We start from the raw sequence: 22,357 nt of genomic DNA, 5'->3' as shown, positions 1-22,357 counted from the left end.
CACCAACACGGAAGGAATTCCTATGAAGAATTCTCTTGAACTCGGCCTGATCGGCAATTGCCGCATCGGAGCACTGATCGATGAGCGGGGCGAAATTGTCTGGAGCTGCCTGCCCCGCTTTGACGGCGACCCGGTTTTCTGTTCACTCCTGAATGAACATTCTGACGGTGAGGGTGCAGGCTTTTGTGTCATTGAGCTGCTGGATCAGGTGGAGGCATCCCAGTCCTATCTGCCCAATACGGCCGTCATGGTTACCCGCCTGACAGACAGTCGCGGGGCCGTGATTGAAATCACGGACTTCTCACCCCGTTTTTATCAATACGGCCGCATGTTCATGCCCATGATGATCATCCGGCAAATCCGCCGTATCAGCGGCAATCCCCGCATCTGCGTGCGCGTTCGTCCCTTATGCGAATACGGCAGTCAAAGCTGTACGATAACCCACGGCAGCCATCATATCCGTTATGTCGCGCCGTCCTGGATTCTGCGGCTGACCACGGACATCTCCGTCACCGCGGTGCTCCAGGAACTCCCTTTTTTCCTCGAAACCACGGCCTCACTTATTCTGGGTCCTGATGAAACCATCCCGGCAGCTATCGAAGAACTTTCGCTGAATTTTCTCAATGAAACCATTCACAGCTGGCGTGACTGGGTCAGAGATTTGTCCATTCCCTACGAATGGCAGGAAGAAGTCATCCGCGCCGCGATCACTTTGAAACTCAACGCCTTTGAGGACACAGGCGCTATTATTGCGGCCATAACCACATCCATTCCAGAAGCGGCTGGTTCGGGACGCAACTGGGATTACCGCTATTGTTGGTTACGGGATTCCTACTTCGTTGTGAATGCCTTAAATCGCCTCAGCACAACAAACACGATGGAGCGATATTTAAACTATCTGATTAATGTGGTTGCCGGTGCGCCTGAAGGCCGTATCCAACCCGTTTATGGGATCGACGGCAGAGCAAGGCTGGAGGAGTGCGTGGTGAACAGTCTGCCCGGCTACCGCGGGATGGGGCCTGTCCGGATCGGCAATCAGGCTTGCGAGCAGATTCAGCATGACGTTTACGGTTCGGCCATCCTGGCGGTGGCCCATGTCTTCTTTGATCGCAGGCTCGCGCACCGGGGCGGTGTTGCCCTCTTCACGAGGCTGGAGCCGCTGGGTGAGATGGCTATTGCCGTACATGATCAGCCGGATTCGGGGCCCTGGGAAACGCGCAATACTTTGCGCGTTCATACTTTTTCCAGCATCATGTGCTGGGCGGCCTGTGACCGCCTGGCCAGAATTGCCGTTTATATCGGACTTGCGGATCGCGCCGATTATTGGCGGAGTCAGGCGGATAAAATCCATGCTACGATTTGCCGGCACGCATGGAGCAAAAAAAAGCAGGCTTTTACCGCCGCATTTGACAGTGATTCTCTCGATGCCAGTCTTCTCCTGCTCCACGATACCGGATTTCTGCCCGCCGATGATCCGCGCTTTGCCCAAACCGTAGCTGCCATTGAACGTGAGCTCAAGCACGGCAACTATATTTACCGCTATGTCGAAAATGACGATTTCGGCGTCCCGGAAAATGCCTTTGTGGTTTGCACCTTCTGGTACATCTATGCCCTGGCCGCCCTCAACCGGGGCGACGAAGCCCGTACGTTGTTTGAAAATCTTCTGAACCGTCGCAACCGGCACGGGCTTTTGGCCGAACATGTTGATCCGCGCACGGGTGACCCATGGGGAAATTTTGTTCAGACCTACAGTATGGTTGGACTGATCAATTCGGCCATCCGCCTTAGCCGCCGGTGGGACAGCGCGTTTTAGAAAGGAGCAGTATTGATGAGTTTTCAAAAAATAAAGTCTTCCCGGTCCTTGCGTTTGACGCTACGTTTTGTTGTTCCTTTGATTGTGGTCATGACGCTCCTGGCCTTCCTCGTGGTACCCCTGGTGGATAACCTGACGCTGCGGTGGTCTGTTCGCGATCTGGACATCCGTTCCAAGCTGATTACCAACGCCCTCCAGGAACCGCTTTCTGAACTTCTGGGGCAGGGAAACAAAGCGAAGATCAATTCCCTGCTCACACGGGCCACTCAGGATGAGCGCCTCTTTGCCCTGGGTTACTGTGACGGGCAAAGCAAATTACGCTACCATACACAAACGTTTCCCCTTGACCTTGGATGCACCCTGCCCGGTTCATCCGTCCACAAATCGCCGGCGCTTCTCCAATTGCCGAGGGGTCTGGTTCATGTCGCCGTCAATCCTCTTCTCATTGAGGGCGTACCATCCGGCTCCCTCGTTTTGGTCCACGACATGAGCTTTGTCGAACGACGCAGTACGGACACACGCAAGTATATCGTGATTCTGTTTGCCGCCCTTTGCCTGATTACATCCCTGATTACCGTACTGGTCGCCCATTTAAGCTGGCGCGGCTGGATGTCCGGTGTCCGCGCCCTCCTGCGCGGTGACGGCCTGATCAAGCCTTTTGACAAGTCTTCCAACTCCGAGCTGCAGCCTCTGGTAGGCGATCTGCGCGCCCTTCTGCGCACCATAGATTCAGAAAGGCGAATTACCGACGATGTCACTATCTCCTGGAATCCGGATGCCCTCCGGAACCTGCTGTTTAAACAATTAGCGGGAGAACAAATTCTTGTCGTCTCCAACCGCGAACCTTACATTCACACAAAAGGCAGGGATGGCATTGAAATTCAGCGTCCGGCCAGCGGATTGGTGACAGCGGTGGAGCCGGTAATGCGGGCCTGTTCGGGGATATGGATCGCTCATGGCGGTGGTACGGCCGATCTTGAAGTCGTAGACAAAAAAGATCATGTTCGGGTACCACCGGAACACCCGGACTACACTTTGCGGCGTATCTGGCTGACCAAAGAGGAGGAAAAAGGTTATTACTACGGTTTTGCCAATGAGGGATTATGGCCGCTTTGTCATATCGCGCATGTGCGCCCCATCTTCCGGACCAGCGACTGGAACCATTACGTGGCGATTAATCAGCGTTTTGCGGATGCTGTGGTTAAAGAAGCGGAAAGGGAAGATCCCGTTGTTCTTGTGCAGGACTATCATTTCGCCCTGCTGCCGGGCATGCTCCGCAAGTCCCTGCCCAAAGCGACCATCATCACCTTCTGGCATATTCCCTGGCCCAATCCGGAATCTTTCGGCATCTGCCCCTGGCGGGAAGAGTTGCTCAGAGGCATGTTGGGAAGCACGATTCTCGGTTTCCACACGCCTTTTCATTGTAAGAATTTCCTGGAAACGGTGGACCGGTATCTGGAAACCCGGATTGAGCACGCCTCGTCAACGATTTCTCACGGCGGAAATCTGACACTGGTGGAAGCCTATCCGATCTCCATCCAGTGGCCGCCACCCTGGCAGGAAAGTCAACCGTCCATCGCTGCCTGCCGGGCTGAAATCCGTAAATCACTTAAAATCAGTGAGGATTGTCTTATTGGACTTGGTGTGGATAGACTGGACTATACCAAAGGTATCCTCGAACGTCTGCGGGCCGTCGAGTGCCTTCTGGAGACCCACCCGGAAATGATCGGGCGGTTTACCTTTATCCAGATTGCCGCCCCGTCACGCTCGGCACTGGAAGAATACCAGGCCTTCGATGCCCGTGTCCGTGCCCTAGCTACACAGATCAATTTGCGGTTTGCAAATGGCGCCTATCTGCCTGTTCATCTGAAAGTCGAACATCATGAACCGGAAGATGTTAACCTTTATTACCGGGCCGCCGACGTTTGCGTGGTGACAAGTCTGCATGACGGCATGAACCTGGTAGCCAAGGAATATGTGGCTTCCCGCGATGATGAAAGAGGCGTTCTTGTGCTCAGCCAGTTTACCGGAGCGGCCCATGAATTATACGAGGCTTTGATCGTCAATCCTTATCATATTGAACAAACGGCTGAGGCCCTCTACCAAGCCCTGACCATGCCCGAATTTGAACAACAGGCGCGGATGCGCTCCATGCGGTCAATGGTCCGCGATTTCAATGTATACCGGTGGGCGGCCCGGATGCTTCTGGATGCGGCGCGCATCCGGCAGCGCGAAAAACTGGCGGACAGGATCGGTGTTCAGTTATGAGTTCGGACCAACCATCGACCTATCTTTTTTCGGACACGGCCCGCACCGCCATGGAGTGTTTCATTGACCGGACAACCTTGTTTGCCTTTGATCTCGACGGCACGCTGGCCCCCATCGGCCCCGATCCGGACACCATCGGTATTCCTGTAACCATTCAAAAAGAAATTATCACGCTCGGCGGGGTAGCTCAAGTCGCGATCATCACCGGCCGTTCCCGTTCAGACGCACTGCAGCGCCTTTCCGTCTTACCGCGCTACCTGATCGGCAATCATGGTGCTGAAGGGTTGCCCGGCTGGGAATCCCGGACGCTAGAGTTTATCCAGACGGTTAAAGAGTGGCAAGATCAACTGACAAGCGGGCTGTCGAACAAAGATCAAAATGGCATATTGATCGAAAATAAAGGTCCGACATTATCTGTTCATTACCGACATGCCGCCGACTCCAAAACAGCCCGTGTAATGATCCTGAGCGCCATTAACCGGCTGTTTCCTCAACCGCGGCTAATCAGCGGTATTTATATCGAGAACCTTGTTCCGAAAGGCGCTCCGGACAAGGGTGTTGCCCTCAAGCACTTGATGAATCAGGCAGGGTGCCCGAAAGGTTTTTTCGTCGGAGATGATGAAACGGATGAAGACGTGTTTCGACTGGATAAAGAAAGCATTTTGACCGTCCGTGTGGGAAGGAAAGTCGGAAGTCTCTCACGTTTCTACCTGCGAAACCAGCAGGAAATCGCCCGGCTCCTACGCGTAATCAACAGAATTATTAGGTAATTTACGTAATTTCCCCCTCGATAAATAATTCTACAAGCCATTTCCGTTCTTCTAATAATCAAAAAGATGGCATTGACTTTTTAATGGGTACTGCTTAATTTATAGCTATGCAAATCATTTGTATAGCTATGAATGACAAGGCAAAAAACTATCAGGGAAATGAGAGGAAAAGCGTAAAAATGATGGTGAGTTAACAAGTCAACGGTGGCATTTATTCATGAATGGAGGAATGACTATGTTTACACCAAAAAGAATTCTTGTACCGACAGACTTTTCCGGTAACTCAGACGAAGCACTGAAGCAGTCATTGGAATTGGCAAAGTAATACCATGCCAAAGTCTATTTGCTGCATGTCGCACCACCGATCACACAATGGGCGGTGGATTATGTTCCTGATGCATCAGTTGTCAAACAGGCCGAGGCGGCGGAAATCCTTCGGGCGAAGGAGATGATGCAGAAAGGACTGTTACAATTTCCCGAAGGCCAGGAGATCGAAGTGATCAACGATAGCCGGGAAGGCGATCCGGTGGCTCATAATCTCAAAGAACATGATGAAGCCGGTGTCGATTTGATCGTAATGCCATCACACGGCAAAACGGGACTGCTCAAGCTCATGATGGGGTTAGTTTCAGAGAAGGTCATGGAGGACGCCAATACTCCGCACACCTTGTGAGGCACTGACGGACCTAATCCTGAACAATATTCGAAAGTGAAGACGGATATTTCTCTTGCGTCGCTTTCTACATCATCCAATCCAATAGTTCTTCCTTCACCCGGCGGGCAGTTTTAAAATGATAGGCTTGTGCTATTACTAACCTATGGAACAACCCTCATTGTAAACTGCGAAATTATCGATAACATGGGAAATAAATTAAATTATGGAGGCAAAAAATGAAAAAAATCATCTTTATTATTTCATTGGTGTTTTTCGTAGCATTTGTTTTCAGCACTGCTACGGTTCAGAGTCAGACTGGCAGAGGCGGCTATGGTTACGGTATGGGGCAGGGATACGGATATGGCATGGGTCCGGGAATGATGAGGGGCGATGGTGGTTATGGCATGGGCCCCGGCATGATGGGTGATGGCTGGATTGATGTGCCGGATAAACTGCCCGCACCTAAAAGCTCAGAATGGGTGCAAAAACTCCGGGAGATTCTGACGCTGGAAAAAGAATCTCTGGCCCAGTATACGGCGGATCAGGAAAAGTTCAACACCTATATGCCATATATGATGGTCATCCCTCAGGAAGAGAATCACGTTGAATGGATCGGGCAACTGTTTAAAGCTTATGGATTGGATGCCGATGGTAAGACGCCACCGGTTGTCGACAATAAGACCTTGACGAATGCCTACGAACTCAGTGTAAAAATGGAAAACGATTTACTGCCCCGTTATGAATGGCTTGTAAAAAAGGCAGAGGATCGCGATACGGCGCAGGTGTTGAATGTCATCCTCCTTCAGAGCCGCTGGCATTTGGTGATGTTTGATCATGCGTTGCGCATGGGCCATGGCTATGGATTCAGCAGAGGGCGGGGGATGGGACCCGGCATGATGGGCGGCAGATATGGATCTGATTATGGAAGGGGATATGGCATGATGGGTGGTTATTATGGCACAGGCCGCGGCTATGGACGGCAATACCCATCAAGCGGCAAACCCATTGATGCAAAGGAAGCCGAAGCCATGATGAAAGACTATTTGAAGTCTTCCAGAAACCCCAATCTGAAGCTGGGCAAGATAAAAGACACGGGTAATGCCTTTGAGGCAGAGATCCTGACAAAGAAGAACGATATCGCCGACAAGGTTCATATTGACAAGGCAACGGGGTATATAAAATCGGCCTATTGACAAAGGAGCGGATCGTATCCATTGACCGTCATACCTTTTTAAGGCAGCAATATAGGGAGACAGCATCTCTACGCTGTCTCCCCTTGTTAGAGATCAGAGATTATGATCTTGGAGGGAGAAAAGGAATGATCAGTTATGGTTTTACCAAAGAGCTTAATGCCTCTTGTGAGAGAGTCGTCGAACAGATCACGGAAGCTTTAAAGAAAGAGGGATTCGGGATTCTGACTGAAATCGATGTCCAGAAAAAAATGAAGGAGAAGCTGGATGTTGATATGAAAAAATACATGATCCTGGGCGCCTGCAATCCGCCGAATGCCTATCAGGCGATCCTTGCCGAGGAAAACATCGGGCTCCTTCTGCCCTGTAACGTTATAGTTTTTGAAAAGGGCGATAAGACGGTGTTATCCGTGATCAGGCCCATGGTGGCCATGCAGATGATTGAAAATGCGGAACTTCAAAAAATAGCTCCGGCGGTTGAAGAAAAGTTAAAGAAGGCCTTTAATGCGGTAATGTGATGAAAATCAGGCATTTTTGCTTTTTTCTTTTTATGGCATGTTGGCAATAAAGATCTCTGGATTAACGAAGGAAGGAGAGGATGATCGAATGAAAATAAATATCATGACAATCTTTGCGTTGTCGATCATGTTAACAGCCCTGTCCGTATTCAACGTTTATGCCGTCGAAAATACGGCGCCCACAAAAAATAGTTCTGATGAACAGCTGAAAGAAAAACTGACGGGAATTGACGGGAAAACAGCTGTGGCCATCGCCAACAAATGGCACAGCGATAAAATGGACGCGGTAACTTTTGTTACGCCGGAGAAAGTTAATTTCAAGTTCAAGGATGGACAGGTTATCAGCATCCCACTGCCCAATGATTCCATGATGGTTTCAATCGCCCCATACATTGACAAAACTCATACGTGCGCAACACATTATATATCAAGTTGTGATGCGGAATTAAAGAACACAAGTATAAAAGTCGTAGCTGTTACCGGCAGTGGCAAAACCCTGATTAGCAAGACCATGAAAACGGCACCGACCGGTTTTCTGGATCTTTGGCTCCCCAGAAATCAAGCCATTGACATAAAAGTTAGCGCTAAAGGCAAAACTGCAACCGGGAAAATATTTACCAATAGAGACAGCAAAACGTGCGAAACAACTCTTAAGCTGGAATAATAGAATCAAATCTGAAAAGGAGATAACGAAGATGAATACATTTTTTAAAATATTTGCTTTTATGATGGCAGGATTGCTTGTGTCCTGCAGAGGTATGGGTGGATATGGCGATCAAGGTCCAGGCGGTTGGGGACCCATGATGCACTATGGATTTGGATATGGAGGAATGTTTATGTGGATTATTTTTTTGATCGTCATTGGATTGCTGATCTATTTCTTTGTTCAGACTCAGAAAAAAAAGGATCAGACACCGGCACAGGGTGAAAGTCACCTGGATATCCTGAAGAAGCGTTACGCTAAGGGTGAAATCACAAAAGAAGACTATGACCGGATGAAGCACGATCTGGATACATAATTTATCCCAACGGCAAATACGAAATTCGTTATTTATCGTGCCAATATGCAGAAATGCTCTGGAGGAAGGTATGCAATGATAGGATTTATTTGCCGGCTGTTTTGTGTATCCATAAACTTCTCTTGTAAATGTGCCGCAAGATGGTTGTGTTCCGCATCAACATTTGGATTGCATTCACAAATAACATGAGGTAATATTTCAATAAATACATTTTTCCCAAAATTTAAACTTAATTATCAGTCTATCTACAAGGAGGTCGTGAATGAATTTTAAGATCATTCTTCTGATTATTATGGCCTGTCTTGTCGTACTTTTTGTAACACAAAATGTGTCCGCTGTTACTGTCAGCTTCTTTTTCTGGTCGATTTCCCTGTCTCTCGCGCTGCTGATTTTTTTTGCGCTGGCCATCGGTTTTGTTCTTGGGTGGTTTCTGCATAGCTATATCGCTTATCAAAAAATAAAAAAAGAAGTCGCCGACACTCAGGCTGAGATGCGTTTAAAGAAATAATGATACGGAATAGCGGTCCTTCCTACTCCGCAGTATTTTTTTTCCGTCCCAACATTACCAGGTGGTCATCTTCCGATCGTCATCCCATTAAGTCCGATCCTGATAATGAATTTTAACAGTGCTTCCCCAGGTCCATTAGCGCAAGGAAAGAGAATGAATTATGAAGCAGAGGAGGATAAGCTGTGCAACAAAACAGAAATATCAAATTTTTAGTGGTCGCCCACATCATGGCAGGCAGAGTTGCTGGGTTTGCTTATGACATGTCTAAAAGCAAGGCAGAAAGTTCACCTTGGCCGGAAATGGTGTTTCGTTTTCTGAAGAAGAAATTGGTGTCCAGTTGAGTGCTGTTCTGGGTGACGTAATAAAATAGTATTTGCAGAAGGTAAAACTTTAGCACAAAAGATAAAGGAAACTATGACCCCGAAATAATGATGAAATTAGAATGGAAGAGATTATCAAAATATATGACTCAACATGGAAACGGGAATAGGTCCGGAATGAAGGGAAAACGGTTAAGCTGGCCAATAGAAGAACAGCTTGCAGAAGCTGGCATGGGAAATTGCTGGTTCGCAGAGGGAATAGTTCTTCCAAAAGATCGGCAAGGTCCGAACAATCTCAGCAGGTGATCCTGCCATCGCGATTGATCAAAACGACCATCGGCACGCCAACGATACCGACCTTGCGAGAGACTTCGCCGTCCTTATCGAGAAGCGTTGGATATAGAATGTCATGTCCCTTTGCAAATCCCTCCGCCTTTTCTCCCGGTTCCATGACCTCGATATTGAAAATAACTAAGCCCTTCGACTTATAAAGGGAATAGCTTTCCTTCATGTGAGGAATCATTTTCCAAGTGCCGCGAATCCAGGCAGTCATGAATAACAAAGTAATAGGATTCAACTTGTAGTCACTAAACTTGACCTTATGACCATTCAAATCCTCTAAGAGGAAATTAGGTGCCTGATCGCCCGCTCTAATATTGTCGATCTCCTCACCCCGCGTTAGGTTAGAAAATGTCAAGATATTTCAAGGCATATGTCGGAGCCTGTGGAGGCAAAGTTTTCTCGTATTCGCTAAAGTGAAAATTCTTGAGGTTGCTGTTAGGAATGAGGTAATACTCCTCAAATTAATAATATCTATCTATGTCTTGCTTCCTTTGGATCGTTCAGCGCTTGTTTTTCTAACCGGATAATTTATTTCTACTGAACGTATTAATTTAGGAGGTGTTTTCTGTGCGCCAAATATTTTCACAAGATTCTTCATGCTTTTATTAATGTCCTTCAGATTCATGATGGGTAATTCCTCCAACCCCGCCACAAGTAAGCCTTGTGCTACTTGCGGGGCAGATTTTACAAGCAATTGACCTGCTGGAGTTAATTCTACCCGCACGACCCGCCGGTCTTCCTTGGCGCGTGTTCTTCTAACCAGCTTACGCGTTTCAAGACGATCGATAATCCCGCCAACTGTTGTGGGATGAAGATAAAGGCGGCGGGAAAGATCGGAGAGGTTGATCGGCGCATTTTCGCAGATAACTTTTATCGTCCAAAGTTGCGGGCCCGTCAAGCCGGTATCCTTCTCCACTTTTTTTGATTGTTCATTCAATATCTGGAACACTCTTCGCAAATTATCAATGATGTCTGTAATTACAACGGATTTGTCGGTCATTTTATAATCTCACGTTTTAAAAGTTGATTTTTAATCAATGTTATTATAATAGGTGTACCTATTATTTGCATACAATTTCTTCTTTGCTGCCATGCCTAGCATATCAGCAAACAATATGCCAATAATAAATATGTATTTTACGGGTGATACATCATGGACATCCAAAATAAGATTATTTTCACCGTTATTATTTTTTGCGTTTTTTTTTATTCATTCATATCAGCCGCACAGGATCCCATACCTGATCTCAAAGGCAAATGGAGTGGTGTATCTTATTTATCCGCCGATTCGAAGAAATTCCATACATCAAAAAACATTATTAGGCTGAACATATTGAAACAATCAGGTCTTCAATTCAGTGGAAACATTGAACTGCAGGATGATGAAGTAACACGGATACGCAATTTTTCCGGTTTTCTTAATGAACGGGAAGGTTACCTTTGGTACTTCGGCATAGTGATACAAGATAGTGATCTAAATATCGGCTACCTTTTAACGAAAAATTTCATGAAGATTCATTTGAAAAATTTTTATTCTGATTTCGAAATTATAGTAGGCAGACTCAAGAGAGAAAAACCGCTTGCAGATTAAAACTGGTGCGGAGCCAGAGGTTACAATGTGTTCCTCCTTTCAAAGTGTTCACTTTTTATCCTCCCTCCGCACCTTTATTTTTGTAAAAGGTGCGGGAATTAATCATTGATCTTGGATTTTCGTGCGCTGATGTAGAGCCAGGTAAGGCCAACGATCGCGGCCATCACCGATGCCATGATAATGCCAAGTCTCGCCGCTTCAAAGAACATCGGGCTCGTGGCAAAAGCCAATTGCGCGATAAAGAGGGACATTGTAAAGCCAATCCCCCCGAGCCAGGCCGCGCCCAAGATATGACGCCATTGGACGCCACGGGGTAGTCTTGCTAAACCAAGTTTTACGGCCAGCCAAGCAAAACTGGATATTCCGATAAATTTCCCCAAAACTAAACCAAGCATCACCCCCAACGTTACAGGCTGAACGATAACCTCCCGGAAAGGCAAGGCCAGCAGATCCAGTCCGGCATTCGCCATGGCAAACAGCGGGATCACTCCGAAAGTAACCCAGGGGGCAAGGTGATGCTCCATACGTTGCTGCGGCGACTGTACGGCGGAGGATGCTTTTTCGAGGCTCTCAGCAACAGCATACATGTTATTAATTTCCAACGGCATGTTGGGGTCGTCAAGATTGACGGCTGATGAGTGGAAGGCATTACTCATTTTATTCAGATGTTCGTCAAATTGTTGCGGGGTATAAACCGGCCGTGCGGGGATAGCGAAAGCCAGAATCACACCGGCCAAGGTGGCGTGTACTCCCGATTTCAAGAAGGCCAGCCAAAGCAAAATACCCAGGATCGCATAAGGCAGGGTGTGGCGGATGCCTCCCCGGTTGCAAAGAAACAGAATACACAGTAGTCCAAATGCTGCGCCCAGAAGTTTCATATCAATGGTCTGCGTATAAAAGAGAGCAATAACCAGCACCGCACCCAAATCGTCCGCAATGGCCAAAGCGGTCAAAAAAATAATGAGATTTCTGTGGATGCGCCATGCGAGAAGAACAAGGATGCCCACGGAAAAGGCAATGTCCGTGGCCATCGGTACGCCCCAGCCCACTGAAGCCGGACCGGAAGGATTGAACAAGAAGTAGATGAGTGCCGGCACCAACATACCTCCCATTGCTCCCGCAACCGGAAGGGCAGCATTGCGCAGTGCGGCAAGCTCACCGACCATTATTTCACGCTTCAATTCGAGACCAACGAGCAAAAAGAACAGGGCCATCAAACCTTCATTCACCCAAGCATGAAGCGACATTTCCATATTGTGAGAGCCTATCCCAATGCGGATGGGCATCTCCCACAAATGTCTATAAGCATCACCCAAAGGTGAACTAGCCACAATCAAGGTCAGCAGGGTCATGCCCATGAGTACAATTCCGCCCGCAGTGGTTTGCCGAAGAAACCGCTCAAATGGACCGATAATTTTCCCGAACAGGGGTTCGAGTGGATAATAATGCTCTGTCATGAAACTCTATCCTTACAAACATGAATCTTGAATTTTATAAATTTTTAATCGAGCCAATTCTAATCTTTTTTCTTGAATCCGCCAATATTCTTTAGACGATTAACAATTCCCATGGGAATTGTTGGCCACAGCCGGAAAATGGCAATTACGCTAATAGCTGCAATAAGCAGCTATTCTCGATGTTGAAATGTATCTGCATCTTGGATATCCATAAAAATGGCCGCCAACTGATTATCATCAATCAGATGGCGGCCCGACCATCAATAAATCCTCCATAAGTCTTTTTGAGCTTATGAACCCGTTATGTGTTTATGAACTCCAACATAATACATTCAAGTGGTAGAAAGATCCTTTTTCCCGATATCCACCATAGATTGGTTGAGACTCTATTTGTCTTTATCATTATATCTCTAGCGAAACCGGGAAAGAACTGACTGCTCATATACTGTGCATGTCATGAAAATGCAAGCATTACCGGTAAAATACATAATCTTATTCAACATTTTATCGGGCAATTCGATGACCATTATTACCTTGACACACGAGATCTTTGTGGCGCATAAATTGTCTTAAAAAAATACCTTATCAAGGTATTAAGGCAGCCTCCTGAAGGCAGTATTCAATGCAGATGTTTTTCGCCGCTTTTCTGGCGGAATGATGTTGTTTCAAACTTTTTCACTATCAATGAAAGGAGTTGTGCATGCCAATTTTCGTGACACTTTTGCTAAGTCTGCTCATATCATTCTCCTGCCTTGCACAGGGGCCGGTTCTGGGTTACCAATGTCCCAATAAGATTGAATGCAGGCAGAGGCTCTACGACAACTATGGCAATACCTCTGAACAGACTATCGGGACACTTGAAGCCAAATGCTGCTACAAGTTTCCCACAGGCTGTCGCCCGTGGCACTGTGATGAGGACACAACCGACAATGCCCACTGGCAGTTTAAGTGTAACAATAAATTTCAGGAGTGTCTGGATAACCATCACGGATACACGGACATTTCCTGCACTCCACATTACAAATCCTATTAATAATTTGGGGTTGCACAGTGAAGCCGCGCGAAAACGCCTGAATGTTTGCCCGGGAGGGCATCTGTACCAGTACCATACTGAATGTGCTGCAATTGAAGACATTAAGTTGGTGTTGAAAGTCGTTTATCAGAAAAAATCAGATGAAACTGCTGGTGTTATCTCCTGACCAAAAGGTGTCCTTTTTTCATTGAGCGAGATCGTTTTTTATAGAACACCACGGTATCGGAGACCTATTTCCTTGACGGTCCGGATCATGTTCAAGGCATTCCCCGGTTGACAACCAGCACTTTATTTACTTTTTTTTACAAAGCCCGTCCCTCCCTCATTTCTTTGATGGTCAGGGCCTGTACAGAACAGGAAAGTTAAGGCGATATTTACCACGATTTCTGCCGATTCGTTTCCTGCATGAAGTTCTGGCGGATTTTTTCAGATGTTTATGCTATCTTTTCCGCATAAAGTATCGTTCAAAATAATTTTTGGCAGAACGCCTGCACATATCTCAAGGATTGCTTATGCCTAATAGAATAACCGGACTTGGCTCAGACTTCAGCAGTAAGATAATCAACACGGATCAGGTCTTGGATAAAATAAAGCCGGGACAGAAGATTTTCGTATCGAGCGGCGTGGCGGCGCCGGGGAAGGTTCTGGCGGCCATTGCCGGATCCGAGGCACGCAACATCCGCGATCTGGAAATCATTCAGCTCATTACGCTGGGCAACTATCTGACGGCTCAAAAAGATTACCGGCAATACCGCTTAAAGACATTCAATATCGGCGAGAGCATCAGCAAGGAAATCGCCGAAGGCAAAGTCGATTTTATTCCCGCCAACCTGATGGAACTGCCGTACATTTTTTTAAGCGGGGCGGTGGCGGTGGATGTGGCGATCATTCAAACATCCATGCCCGGGGAAAATGGTTTTGTTTCTCTGGGTGTCTCAATTGACGTGGCCAATGTTGTCATTAAACAGGCGTCGCTGGTCATTGCCGAAGTTAATCCGAACATGCCGGTTACTCTGGGGGAAACATTTCTGCATATCAGCAGTTTCGACTATGTGGTCGAAAGCGATTTGCCTTTGATTGAGCGGGAAAACAAACCCTATGATGCCATCGTGGACCGGATCGGCTGGAATATCTCCAATCTGATCGAGGACGGCGCAACCGTGGTGCTGCATGTCGGTAAAATTTTTACCGCGGTGGCCGATCATTTGAAGGGCAAAAAAAACCTGGGCATTGTGACGCACGTTATTTCCGACTGGGTCATTGACCTGATTAATTCCGGCGCCATTTCGCTGGATCGCAGCCGTTATAACGGAGGGCTTGTAACCGCCAGTTATTGTTACGGCAGCCGCGCCTTGTATGAGTATGTCGATCGCAACCCCGTCTTTGAGTTTTATCCGATAGCCCGGCTCAGCAATCCCTTTGTCGTGCGGCGGATCAAAAGTCTGATCAGCATCATGAACGTCAAAAAAATCGATATCTCCGGCGAGTCGGTCATCTTCCATTCCGGCGACAATCTTCTGACCGGTTATGAAAGCAAACTGAATTTCGCCGTCGCCGCGACCATTTCCAAAAGAGGCAAAGCAATTGTGGCGCTTAATTCCGTGGACAAGCAGGGTCGAAGCAATATTGTTATCAAGCACGATTGCGATATTGACAATCCGCACAGCACACTGGGCGTGGTGAAATACATTGCCACCGAATACGGTGTCGCAAATCTTTTCGGAAAATCCATCCGGGAGCGTGTGATTGCGATGATCGACATTGCCCATCCCGATCATCGGGAAGATTTGCTGGCGCAGGCCAAAGCGCTCAATTATGTTTATGCCGATCAGATTTATGTCGCCCGACATGCCGCCAATTACCCGGCGGGGCTGGAAACACGTAAGTCTCTGCGCGACGGTCTGGAAATCAAAATCCGTCCGATCAAGCCGTCTGATGAAGATATGATGCGCCGGCTGTTTTACAATTTTTCCGATGAATCAAAATATTTCCGTTATTTTGCCTCAAAGCCCGTTATGCCCCACAAGGAAATGCAAAGTTACGTCAGTATTGATTACGAAACCATTTTGTCCGTTGTTGCTATTGTGGAAAAGGGGCGAAACGAGAGAATTATCGGGGAAGCGCGTTATGCTTACGATAAAAATGCTGATGCGTATGAAGTCGCCTTTATCGTCGATGAGGAATTTCAGGGAAAAGGCATTGCCTCCTTCATGTTCAACTATCTGGTCAAGATCGCGCGCGACCGGGGCATTAGCTGTTTTATCGCGTATGTGCTGCCGCGCAATGAGGCCATGCTAAAAGTTTTTGAAAAAGCAAAGATCGAAACCACCCGGTCTTACGATTCGGATGCGCTGGCTTTGAGCTTTAATCTGGCAGCGCAGAATAATGCAAGTGAAGTTGCGGCAGGGCAGGATCATAAAGGCAAAGCTCCGAGCCATGTGTGATCTCAAGTTACCTTGCGCCGCCTCGTGCCACCTCGCGCCACCTTCAGGTGGTCAGGTAGTCAGGTGGGTCAGGTGGGTCAGGTGGTCAGACCCGTCAGATTTTTTAGAATTGAAAATGATTGAGGAGACAATGCTATGTCACCGCAAAAAAAACCGGCAGCAAGACCTGCAGCCGGGAAGGTTGTCAGAAAAGTTTCCGGGAAAGCTTCTGGAAAAACCACCGGGAAATCATCCCCCAAATCTCTGAAGAAATTATCACCAAAGCCCCTGAAGCAGGCGCTGAAGAAACCTTCTCCGTCTAAAGATTCGGGCGGCCGGATGGAGGAAATGATCAATTCCATCGGAGCCGGAATATACATGATACAGAAAGGCAAGTTTGTCTATGTCAGCTCCATCTATGAGAAACTTACCGGTTATGCGGCAGCTGATCTGACCGGCAAAAATTTTCTCGATCATGTCCACCCGGATGATCGGGCATTGATCAAAAAAAACGCAGCACGCAATTTGAAAAAGAAAAATCCGGATACTTACGAATACAGATTCGTTAGGAAAAATGGCGACATCATGTGGGTTTTGGAAACGATCAGCTCCGGCATTCATCAGGGAGCGCAAGCCTTACTTGGAAGCATCATGGATATTACCCGGTATAAGCAGACCGAGGACGCAATCGGTCTGAAAGAAGAACGATACCACACGCTTCTGGAGGAAACAGAAGAGAACTATTACGAAATCGATCTGAAAGGAAACTTTGCGTTTGTCAATGATGCAATGGCCCGCCATATGGGCTATTCCAGAGAGGAGCTGATCGGCATGAACTACCGGCAATACTGCGATGCGGAGACGGCTCAAAAAATGCTGGAACTTTACACTCATGTTTACCAAAGCGGAAAACCCTTTATGGGTATCGAGGTGCCCTTCATCATCAAAGGCGGCGCAATACGATTTGTCGAAATTTCAGGGGCGCCGATCCGGGATAAACAAGGCAAGCCGGCTGGTTTTCGGGGGGTGTCACGGGATATTACCGAACGCAAACGCATGGAGGAGAACCTGCGGGTCAGCGAAGAACGATATCGCACGATTCTTGAAGATATGGATGAAGGATATTTCGAAGTGGATCTTCGTGGCAGTTTTACCTTTGTTAATGATGCGGAATGCCGGGATCTGGGATATTCACGCGAAGAACTGATCGGTATAAACTACCGGCAATATTGCGGCGATGAAGAAGCAGCAAAAGGGCTATTCGAGCAATTTAATACGATTTACAAGACAGGATGCCCGTCTCGAGGAATTTCGTGGGAGTTTATATCCAAGGACGGCAAACGGCATTTCAACGAGGTGTCGGCGTCGCTAATCCGAGACGCAAAGGGGAAGCCGGTTGGTTTTCGGGGCATTTCACGGGACATTACGAAGCGCAAACAGGAAGAGGAAGAGCGAAAACAGGATGCCGAGCGATACCGCACAATTCTGGAGGAAATCAACGAAGGTTGTTCGGAGTTCGATTTGACCGGAACCTGGACCTTTACAAATGAGGCGGCGGCGAACATTCTCGGTTACACACCGGCAGAATTAATCGGTAAAAATTACAAGGAAGTAACCGATGAAGATTCCGGACGAAAACTGTTCCATGCTTTCAATGGCCTTTATCAAACAGGAAGACCTTTCAGGGGATTGGAAGCTGAATTCCTGACCAAACAAGGCATCCGGCGGGTGAACGAAATTTCCGGCGCCCTGCTCCGGGATGAAAAAGGGCAACCGGTTGGATTCCGCGCCCTGGCCCGGGACATCACGGAACGCAAGTGGGCGGAAGACGCGCTGCTCCAGAGTGAGGCCAGATATTTCAGCATTATTGAAAGCATCGGTGATGCCTACTTTGAAACGGATCTCACCGGTATGACCACCTTTGTTAATGACAGAGCCTGCGAAGATCTGGGTTATACCCGTGAAGAACTGCTGCACATGTCCAATCGTGATCTGCAGGATGAAGCCTCGGCGCAGGAAACGTATGCCGTTTTTAACGAAGTTTATGAAACAGGCCGCCCGTTCAGGGAATTTCAATACAAGGTGAATCGCAAAGACGGTACGACGGCCATTTTTGAAATGGCCGTATCCCTGATGAGAGATGCTGACGGTAAACCAATAGGCTTTAGAGGTCTGAGCCGGGACATTACCGAACGCAAAAAAATGGAAGACGCTCTTAAAGCCAGCGAAGCCCGGGCCCGGACACTGATTGCCACTATTCCGGATCCCTATGTTGAAAGGGATCTGCAGGGTAAGGCTGTCTACGTCAACGATGCCTATGTAAAGTTATCAGGTTACAACAGCGAAGAACTGCGCAATATGCCGTATAGTGGATATCTCGATGCTAAAAATGCCGAAATAGTATCCAATACCTATCAGACCGTTTTGCAGACAGGTCTGATGATGAAAAATGTCGAGATAGACATCATCACCAAGAAGAGAGAAACGCGGCGGGTGAATCTGTCCGCAAGTCTCATTCTGGATTCTCAGGGCAATCCCACAGGATTTCAATCCATTATTCGCGATATAACGGACGTAAAGAAAGCGCAGGAGCTTATCAAACAGTCCGAGCAGTCCCTGCGGGAATATTCCGAAACTTTGGAATCGCGTGTCAAGCAACGCACGGCTGAACTGGAGAAGGCAAAGATTGCGGCGGAAGCGGCCAACCGGGCCAAATCGGATTTTATGGCCAATATCAGTCATGAATTTCAGACACCGCTCAATGCGGTTATTGGCTTTACCAAAGTGCTGCAAGACCGGATGTTTGGCGAACTGAGTGAAAAGCAGGAAGAATTCGTCCGCTTCATTGCCGAGGCGGGGGCAAGTCTCAGCAGAATCATTACGGAAATACTGGATGCGTCCCATGCGTCGTCGGGAACGATAAAACTGAACTTCTCATCGGTTTCGATTGTGAATGCGTTGTCGCAAACGACCCGCCTGCTAGCCCTGCAAATCGAAGAAAAGAAGCAAATTCTGACGGTGGATGTGGATCTGGATGCTGATGTTTCCATCGAGGCGGATGAGCAGAAGATTCAACAAGCCCTTTTTCACCTGATGAGCAACGCTGTAAAATATACCGATGAAGGCGGAAAAATTGATATCAAAGCGGCCAGAACCAGCCATCCGGTTTCCCGGCAAGAGTGTGTCAGTATCGCCATTGCGGATACGGGTATCGGAATTAAGGCGGAAGATATGTCCAAGCTCTTTCAGGCGTTCGTTACGCTGGAATCGCCCTATTCCAAGACGGGAGCCGGCATCGGTGTCGGTTTGTCTCTGACCAAGCAACTGGTGGAACTCCACGGCGGAACGGTCAGCGTTGAAAGTAAATTTGGACAAGGCAGCTGCTTTACAGTCTTTCTGCCTCTGCGGCAACAACAGGCAGGGTCGCCGGAGTAATCATGTTGGCTATGAGTTCAACCGATGCTTACGCAATGAATATGAGGCAGTCACAAATCCTGTGCGTCGACAGCGACGTGGCGGGACTGGTCCTGCTGGACGCGATTCTCACGCCGCGCGGTTATGATGTGATTCGCGTCAATACCGGCCAGCAGGCGCTGGAAGTTCTCGAACGACAAACTGTCGATTTAATCCTTTTGGGGGTCATTTTGCCCGGGACGGATGGGTTTGCCATCTGTGCGCAAATTCGGGCTGATGAACGCTTCCGGGACATTCCCGTTGTGATGATGTCCGCCCTGAAGTCGCGTGAAGATCTTATCCGGGGAATTGAAGCCGGCGCTGATCATTATTTGTTCAAACCGCTGGACCATGAAGAGATGTTGGCCCGCATTAAAATGCTTCTGAAACAAAAAAATATCCGCGACAGCGTCAACAATGCTTACCATGAGATGAATAAGCTGACGGCGTTGAGCAGGGAAATGATCGAGACCTTCGATGCGTCGCACTTTGATTTACAGACGAATATTGACCGGGTTGTCAAGCTGCTGGTGGGAAAGACAACGAATTTGTCCAACAAACCGCGGTCGGTGCTTGTAGGCGTTATGGTGGAAAATCAAATCTGGCAGTGGTTTCATTATGAGTACGCTTTTCAGGAATTAAACCGGGTGAAACTGGATTTCAATCTGCTTGCCGGCATTCCGCTCCCGGAAAAAAACAAATCCAAAATATTTTTACTGGCAGGTCATCAAATGATGCCGGAGGCCATGCTGCTGATAAAAAATTTCCAGGCCAGAAATATGTCCGTGGAGAACGGCATTGGTTATTTAAGTCATGAACTGTGCATTCTGGCTGTTAATTACGGACAGGAAATCAACGACTCTAATATTTATTTTCTGCAGCAGGTTGTTGTCCAGAACTATTTTCTCCATTCTCTTTCGCATCAGCATCAGGAAGTGGTGAGAGCTTTTGATTATACGGTTTATGCGCTGGCCCGCGCCGCCGAAGCCCATGACGACGATACGGGCAATCATATCTACCGGGTCGGTGATTACTGCGGCATCCTTGCCGAACGTCTCGGCATGAAGGATGATTTTGTTCATGCCATCAGCATCCAGGCAACCCTTCACGATGTCGGTAAAATTTATGTTCCTTCATACATTCTGAAGAAAACCGAAGCCCGCAGCGCTGAGGAATGGATTGAATTCAGAAAGCATACCCTCTGGGGAGCGAAAATTATCGGCGGCAATCCGCATTTACTGATTGCACAATCAATCGCCCTGAATCACCATGAAAAATGGGACGGCAGCGGCTACCCGAGGGGGCTGAAGGGCGATGCCATTCCCATCGAAGCGCGAATCGCCGCCTTTGCCGACCAGTATGATACGCTGCGTACCGGACGGAATCAAAAAGCGTCCGTTGACCATGCCACGGCCACCAAAATCCTCAATCATGGTGATGCGCGCATCAAGCCTCAGCATTTTGATCCCCGGATCCTCAAAGCCTACCGCGAGACAGCCTTTCTTTTTGAGGAAGTTTATGAAAGACGCAAAGGCTAAGACCATCCGGCCACGGAACAAATCACTCTTGCCTTAACGCCTCAATTATGAAATACTTCCCGGGATTTTAATGCATTAGTCAATCACCACGGACTTTTGAGCCTTAAAGTATCGTGGAAATAACATAAACAGTATCAATATATTGAGATCGAGGAGGTAGCAGTATTATGTCAAATGCAGTTATTGTCAACGGTGTGCGCACCGCGGTTGGAGCCTTCGGCGGCTCCCTGAAAGACGTTTCCGCTAAAGATTTGGGAGCGCTCGTCATTCGTGAAACTTTAATCAAAGCCGGGTTTAAACCGGCCCTGCCGGCTCACGCCAAAGAAGATGCGCCGGATAGCGCAAAGAACGAAGGTCTTTCCTCTATCGAACAGCAGTATTACAAGTGGGACGATAATCTCAAGGAAATCGCTGTGGATGAAGTCATCATCGGCAACGTCATCGGGGCGGGACAGGGCCAGAACGTGGGCCGCCAGGCCATGATTCGCGCCGGTCTTCCCAAGGAAACGACGGCCTTCACCATCAACAAGGTGTGCGCCTCCGGCATGAAGGCCATTGCCCTTGCCGCGGCCGGCATCAAGGCGGGTGACAGCGAAGTCGTGATCGCGGGCGGTATGGAAAACATGAGCGATGTTCCGATCGGTCTGCCCAAGGCCCGCTGGGGGCACCGGATGGATATGCCTTTCGGCAAAACGGTCGATCTGATGGTGTTTGACGCTCTTTATGAAATCTTTTATGGCTACCACATGGGCATCACAGCAGAAAACATCGCCGCGCGCTATGGCATCACCCGCGAGGAACAGGATAAACTGAGCGTGGAGAGCCACGCCCGCGCCCGCAACGCCATGAAAAATGGCCTCTTGAAAGATGAAATTGTTCCGGTTGCCATCCCGCAAAAGAAGGGCAACCCGATTATTTTTGATACGGATGAACGCCCCATGGACACCAGCATGGAGAAACTGGCCAAGTTGAACACAGCCTTCAAGAAGGACGGCACGGTTACGGCCGGCAACGCCTCCGGCATCAACGATGCGGCAGCGGCCCTGCTGATCATGAGCGAAGAAAAAGCCAAACAGCTGGGCTTGAAACCTCTGGCGCGGATTAAAGGTTATGCGTCCGGCGGCGTCGATCCTGCTTACATGGGATTGGGGCCTGTTCCCGCGGTGCGCAAATTGCTCAGACTCACCGGGACGTCGATTAAGGATTACGGCCTGTTTGAACTCAATGAAGCGTTTGCCGCTCAGGCCATTGCCTGCCTGCGCGAACTGAACATTCCCTGGGATGTCACCAACGTCAATGGCTCGGCCATTTCCATCGGCCATCCGGTTGGCTGCTCCGGTGCGCGTATAGTGCTTGCGCTGGCCAATGAAATGAAACGTCGCAATGTGGGCCTGGGACTGGCCTCTTTGTGCATCGGCGGCGGTCAGGGAATGGCCATTGCCATTGAAGCCGTTTAAAT

18 protein-coding genes and 1 pseudogene are annotated in these 22,357 nt (G+C 48.3%); 15 read left to right on the top strand and 4 right to left on the bottom strand.

Annotated features, from left to right (window positions below):
* The first annotated feature begins 22 nt into the window (after window positions 1-22).
* The 10 genes and pseudogenes from CVU71_11420 (at window position 23) to CVU71_11375 (ending at window position 9,367) form a co-directional block, all read left to right on the top strand.
* Entirely contained in the window at window positions 23-1,813 is a 1,791-nt protein-coding gene (locus tag CVU71_11420; protein PKN18118.1) for a glucoamylase, read from the top strand.
* A gap of 15 nt (window positions 1,814-1,828) precedes the next feature.
* On the top strand, window positions 1,829-4,081 hold the full coding sequence (locus CVU71_11415; GenBank protein PKN18117.1) for a trehalose-6-phosphate synthase: 2,253 nt from the start codon (window positions 1,829-1,831) through the stop codon (window positions 4,079-4,081).
* A gap of 50 nt (window positions 4,082-4,131) precedes the next feature.
* Window positions 4,132-4,851 (top strand): trehalose-phosphatase, encoded by a 720-nt coding sequence (otsB, locus tag CVU71_11410; GenBank protein ID PKN18699.1) that lies wholly within the window; start codon window positions 4,132-4,134, stop codon window positions 4,849-4,851.
* 343 nt (window positions 4,852-5,194) lie between these two features.
* Window positions 5,195-5,524: a hypothetical protein gene (locus CVU71_11405; GenBank protein PKN18116.1), complete on the top strand. Its 330-nt coding sequence runs from the start codon at window positions 5,195-5,197 to the stop codon at window positions 5,522-5,524.
* Between the two features lie 308 nt (window positions 5,525-5,832).
* Window positions 5,833-5,928: pseudogene (locus CVU71_11400) on the top strand (hypothetical protein).
* 899 nt (window positions 5,929-6,827) lie between these two features.
* The gene (locus tag CVU71_11395; GenBank protein PKN18698.1) at window positions 6,828-7,214 is read left to right on the top strand and encodes an ABC transporter ATP-binding protein; all 387 of its coding nucleotides are present in this window, start codon (window positions 6,828-6,830) and stop codon (window positions 7,212-7,214) included.
* Between the two features lie 88 nt (window positions 7,215-7,302).
* Window positions 7,303-7,878 carry a hypothetical protein gene (locus CVU71_11390; protein ID PKN18115.1) on the top strand — a complete coding sequence of 192 codons (576 nt, stop codon included), beginning with the start codon at window positions 7,303-7,305 and terminating at the stop codon, window positions 7,876-7,878.
* Window positions 7,879-8,014: 136 nt separating this feature from the next.
* Window positions 8,015-8,233 (top strand): electron transporter RnfE, encoded by a 219-nt coding sequence (locus CVU71_11385; protein ID PKN18697.1) that lies wholly within the window; start codon window positions 8,015-8,017, stop codon window positions 8,231-8,233.
* A 262-nt stretch (window positions 8,234-8,495) separates the two neighbouring features.
* On the top strand, window positions 8,496-8,741 hold the full coding sequence (locus tag CVU71_11380) for a DUF1049 domain-containing protein (GenBank protein ID PKN18114.1): 246 nt from the start codon (window positions 8,496-8,498) through the stop codon (window positions 8,739-8,741).
* Window positions 8,742-9,169: 428 nt separating this feature from the next.
* Window positions 9,170-9,367: a hypothetical protein gene (locus CVU71_11375; protein ID PKN18113.1), complete on the top strand. Its 198-nt coding sequence runs from the start codon at window positions 9,170-9,172 to the stop codon at window positions 9,365-9,367.
* Here CVU71_11375 and CVU71_11370 read toward each other — a convergent pair.
* Together CVU71_11370 and CVU71_11365 are read right to left on the bottom strand one after the other, a co-directional pair.
* Complete coding sequence (locus CVU71_11370; protein PKN18112.1) at window positions 9,357-9,761, bottom strand: hypothetical protein; 405 nt, start codon at window positions 9,759-9,761, stop codon at window positions 9,357-9,359. The genes CVU71_11375 and CVU71_11370 overlap by 11 nt on opposite strands.
* A gap of 117 nt (window positions 9,762-9,878) precedes the next feature.
* Window positions 9,879-10,403, bottom strand: a complete 525-nt coding sequence (locus CVU71_11365; GenBank protein ID PKN18111.1) for a MarR family transcriptional regulator — start codon at window positions 10,401-10,403, stop codon at window positions 9,879-9,881.
* A 153-nt stretch (window positions 10,404-10,556) separates the two neighbouring features.
* Here CVU71_11365 and CVU71_11360 point away from each other — a divergent pair, with 153 nt between their 5' ends.
* Window positions 10,557-10,994 carry a hypothetical protein gene (locus CVU71_11360; protein PKN18110.1) on the top strand — a complete coding sequence of 146 codons (438 nt, stop codon included), beginning with the start codon at window positions 10,557-10,559 and terminating at the stop codon, window positions 10,992-10,994.
* Window positions 10,995-11,092: 98 nt separating this feature from the next.
* Here the strand turns inward: CVU71_11360 and nhaA are convergent, their stop codons facing one another.
* Complete coding sequence (nhaA, locus tag CVU71_11355; protein ID PKN18109.1) at window positions 11,093-12,451, bottom strand: Na+/H+ antiporter NhaA; 1,359 nt, start codon at window positions 12,449-12,451, stop codon at window positions 11,093-11,095.
* A 739-nt stretch (window positions 12,452-13,190) separates the two neighbouring features.
* The gene (locus tag CVU71_11350) at window positions 13,191-13,436 is read right to left on the bottom strand and encodes a hypothetical protein (GenBank protein ID PKN18108.1); all 246 of its coding nucleotides are present in this window, start codon (window positions 13,434-13,436) and stop codon (window positions 13,191-13,193) included.
* Window positions 13,437-13,996: 560 nt separating this feature from the next.
* Here CVU71_11350 and CVU71_11345 point away from each other — a divergent pair.
* From CVU71_11345 to CVU71_11330, 4 genes are all read left to right on the top strand, one after another.
* A complete protein-coding gene (locus CVU71_11345) occupies window positions 13,997-15,928 on the top strand; it encodes a GNAT family N-acetyltransferase (GenBank protein ID PKN18107.1) in 1,932 nt (643 codons plus the stop codon).
* A 135-nt stretch (window positions 15,929-16,063) separates the two neighbouring features.
* Window positions 16,064-19,342 carry a hypothetical protein gene (locus CVU71_11340; GenBank protein ID PKN18106.1) on the top strand — a complete coding sequence of 1,093 codons (3,279 nt, stop codon included), beginning with the start codon at window positions 16,064-16,066 and terminating at the stop codon, window positions 19,340-19,342.
* A 2-nt stretch (window positions 19,343-19,344) separates the two neighbouring features.
* Window positions 19,345-20,898: a two-component system response regulator gene (locus CVU71_11335; protein ID PKN18105.1), complete on the top strand. Its 1,554-nt coding sequence runs from the start codon at window positions 19,345-19,347 to the stop codon at window positions 20,896-20,898.
* A 167-nt stretch (window positions 20,899-21,065) separates the two neighbouring features.
* On the top strand, window positions 21,066-22,355 hold the full coding sequence (locus CVU71_11330) for an acetyl-CoA C-acyltransferase (GenBank protein ID PKN18104.1): 1,290 nt from the start codon (window positions 21,066-21,068) through the stop codon (window positions 22,353-22,355).
* The last annotated feature ends 2 nt before the right edge of the window (window positions 22,356-22,357 follow it).

Source organism: Deltaproteobacteria bacterium HGW-Deltaproteobacteria-6, from assembly GCA_002840435.1.
Classification (GTDB): Bacteria; Desulfobacterota; Syntrophia; order Syntrophales; family Smithellaceae; genus UBA8904.
This window is presented reverse-complemented; position numbering and strand designations above follow the sequence as displayed.

What these genes read in the sequence shown, in the direction of transcription:
- CVU71_11420 (PKN18118.1), top strand. Translation starts at nt 23, where the DNA reads ATGAAGAATTCTCTTGAACTCGGCCTGATCGGCAATTGCCGCATCGGA.
- CVU71_11415 (PKN18117.1), top strand. Translation starts at nt 1,829, where the DNA reads ATGAGTTTTCAAAAAATAAAGTCTTCCCGGTCCTTGCGTTTGACGCTA.
- otsB (PKN18699.1), top strand. Translation starts at nt 4,132, where the DNA reads ATGGAGTGTTTCATTGACCGGACAACCTTGTTTGCCTTTGATCTCGAC.
- CVU71_11390 (PKN18115.1), top strand. Translation starts at nt 7,303, where the DNA reads ATGAAAATAAATATCATGACAATCTTTGCGTTGTCGATCATGTTAACA.
- CVU71_11385 (PKN18697.1), top strand. Translation starts at nt 8,015, where the DNA reads ATGATGCACTATGGATTTGGATATGGAGGAATGTTTATGTGGATTATT.
- CVU71_11380 (PKN18114.1), top strand. Translation starts at nt 8,496, where the DNA reads ATGAATTTTAAGATCATTCTTCTGATTATTATGGCCTGTCTTGTCGTA.
- CVU71_11375 (PKN18113.1), top strand. Translation starts at nt 9,170, where the DNA reads ATGATGAAATTAGAATGGAAGAGATTATCAAAATATATGACTCAACAT.
- CVU71_11365 (PKN18111.1), bottom strand. Translation starts at nt 10,403, where the DNA reads ATGACCGACAAATCCGTTGTAATTACAGACATCATTGATAATTTGCGA.
- CVU71_11360 (PKN18110.1), top strand. Translation starts at nt 10,557, where the DNA reads ATGGACATCCAAAATAAGATTATTTTCACCGTTATTATTTTTTGCGTT.
- nhaA (PKN18109.1), bottom strand. Translation starts at nt 12,451, where the DNA reads ATGACAGAGCATTATTATCCACTCGAACCCCTGTTCGGGAAAATTATC.
- CVU71_11350 (PKN18108.1), bottom strand. Translation starts at nt 13,436, where the DNA reads ATGGTTATCCAGACACTCCTGAAATTTATTGTTACACTTAAACTGCCA.
- CVU71_11345 (PKN18107.1), top strand. Translation starts at nt 13,997, where the DNA reads ATGCCTAATAGAATAACCGGACTTGGCTCAGACTTCAGCAGTAAGATA.
- CVU71_11340 (PKN18106.1), top strand. Translation starts at nt 16,064, where the DNA reads ATGTCACCGCAAAAAAAACCGGCAGCAAGACCTGCAGCCGGGAAGGTT.
- CVU71_11335 (PKN18105.1), top strand. Translation starts at nt 19,345, where the DNA reads ATGTTGGCTATGAGTTCAACCGATGCTTACGCAATGAATATGAGGCAG.
- CVU71_11330 (PKN18104.1), top strand. Translation starts at nt 21,066, where the DNA reads ATGTCAAATGCAGTTATTGTCAACGGTGTGCGCACCGCGGTTGGAGCC.